The following is a 1,344-nucleotide window of genomic DNA, read 5'->3' as shown; positions in this document are numbered from 1 at the left end:
CGGAGGTGTAAGTGCAGCAATGTATGTAGCTTACCGATACTAATAGATCGAGGACTTGACCAAGATTATTTAATCTTACAAATGTTATTCAGTTTTTAGAGTACTAACTCAAAATATATGCGGGTGTAGCTCAATGGTAGAGTTCCGGCCTTCCAAGCCGGCTGTGAGGGTTCGATCCCCTTCACCCGCTCCAAATAAAGATTATGTGGTTATTATAGCAAAGAGGATACACCTGTTCCCATTCCGAACACAGAAGTTAAGCTCTTTAGCGCCGATGGTACTTGGTGGGAAGCTGCCTGGGAGAGTAGGACGTAGCCGCGTAATCTTTTTTTATTTTACGTGGATTTGTGGTGGTTGATATTTAGTTTGCGCTTGGGTCATAAAGCTGAAAAGATGCTTTGAATGACCACTACGCTGCAAACTAAATATCAACCACTTTTTGTTGTGAAAAATAAAGAAGGATTACGCTTGTACGATATGGGATTAAATAATAAGAAAAGATGCTTTGAATGACCACTGCATTGCAAACTAAATATCAACCACTTTTTGTTGTATAAAATAAAAAGAGAATTACCTAGTTATGATATGAAATAAGGAGATAATAGAAGATAAACAAGAACAAATGGTTAATATAGGTAAAAACTATTGGTTTTAAGTTTAAAATAGATAAAAACTATTGGAAATGAATTGTCTAATGATGGTAAAATTTAAGAGTATAACAAATCAGGAGGGGAATTATGAAGAAAATTTTATTATTATGTAGTATGCTTCTAGTGGTAACGTTATCTCTAGTTGGATGTGGTAGCAAAGATAAAGAATCTGCTGAAGGTGAAAAGAAATATAATTACTATACAGCAGACCAATTAAAAGAAGCAATAGAAAGTAAAAAAGATATTACACTTGTAGATATACAACCTAAAGAAGACTATGATAAGCATCATATAGAAGGTACTATTCCTACTTATGCTTATCCAGCAGAAAAGGATGAAGAGAAAGCTAAGATAGATACAGTTTTACCTAAGTTAGAAGAAAATGATAATCCTATAATAGTTGTATGCCCAGGTGGTGGAAGTGGAGCTAAAAACACAATAAACTATTTAGAATCTAAAGGGATAAAATCAGACAGAATGTTTATATTAGAAAAGGGTCAAAAAGGATGGCCTTATAGAGAATTATTAGAAAAATAAATTTTAAAGCTATCTATATTATAGGTAGCTTTTTTAAGCTTAACTGAATTATACTTATTGAAGGCTTATTAACAATATATAAAATTTACTTTTAGTAATACACCATGTTCTTAGTATGAAGCTGATTTAAATTATTATAAATTAAATTAAATAAGTT

The 1,344-nt window shown here is 32.0% G+C and carries 1 protein-coding gene, 1 tRNA gene and 1 rRNA gene; all 3 read left to right on the top strand.

Going from position 1 to position 1,344, the window contains the following annotated elements:
- Positions 1–119 precede the first annotated feature (119 nt).
- A tRNA-Gly gene (locus VN21_RS05820) sits at positions 120–193 on the top strand.
- 11 nt (positions 194–204) lie between these two features.
- Positions 205–321 (top strand): 5S ribosomal RNA (rrf, locus tag VN21_RS05815).
- Positions 322–737: 416 nt separating this feature from the next.
- On the top strand, positions 738–1,187 hold the full coding sequence (locus tag VN21_RS05810) for a rhodanese-like domain-containing protein (RefSeq protein WP_046822453.1): 450 nt from the start codon (positions 738–740) through the stop codon (positions 1,185–1,187).
- Positions 1,188–1,344 lie beyond the last annotated feature (157 nt).

This window comes from Paraclostridium benzoelyticum (assembly GCF_001006285.1).
Lineage (GTDB): Bacteria > Bacillota > Clostridia > Peptostreptococcales > Peptostreptococcaceae > Paraclostridium > Paraclostridium benzoelyticum.
The sequence above is the reverse complement of the archived record's forward strand: the minus strand, read 5'-3'. Positions and strand labels throughout refer to the sequence as shown.